2 pseudogenes are annotated in these 495 nt (G+C 64.6%); one reads left to right on the forward strand and one right to left on the reverse strand.

Annotated features, from left to right (window positions below):
* Nucleotides 1-294: pseudogene (locus HLUSI_RS0105240) on the reverse strand (LysR family transcriptional regulator); the annotation flags it as partial.
* A gap of 26 nt (nt 295-320) precedes the next feature.
* Between HLUSI_RS0105240 and HLUSI_RS31315 the strand changes: the two are divergent.
* A pseudogene (locus tag HLUSI_RS31315) lies at nt 321-495 on the forward strand (hypothetical protein); the annotation flags it as partial.

Here is a 495-nt window from a genome sequence, read left to right on the forward strand (position 1 = left end):
CGCGACGATGCCGATGTCGGCGACGCCGTCGACGATGGCCTGGACGATTTCGTGGCTGAGCCGTTCTTCCAGATCGATGTCGATATACGGGTTTTGCGCCAGGAATGTTCCCAGCGCATCAGGCAGGAATTCGCTGATGGCCGCAGTGTTGCCGAGCAGGCGGATGTGGCCTTTGAGGCCGTGCGCATACTCGCTGAGCTCGTCGCGCAGCCGATCCATTTGCTGGTGCACGGTGCGGGCGTGGTGCAGCAGGGCGCGTCCGGCTTCGGTCAGTCGCACGCCGCGCCGTTCGCGAAATCAGCGCTTGGCTGGGACCTGCCATCGGTCCTCAGCAATTTGAAGTCGGTCAGGATGTACTCGAGGCGTTTGCCGCGCACGATCCCGCAAGCCGTTCAGCGTTCGCGGCCATCGCCGGACGCGAAGGAAAATTCCTGGCGGACATCTACCAGCTGGCGCGCCCAGCGGCTGGAGCAGGTTGGCGTGCGGCGGGTTGCG

Source organism: Herbaspirillum lusitanum P6-12, from assembly GCF_000256565.1.
Taxonomy (GTDB): Bacteria; Pseudomonadota; Gammaproteobacteria; order Burkholderiales; family Burkholderiaceae_D; genus Herbaspirillum; species Herbaspirillum lusitanum.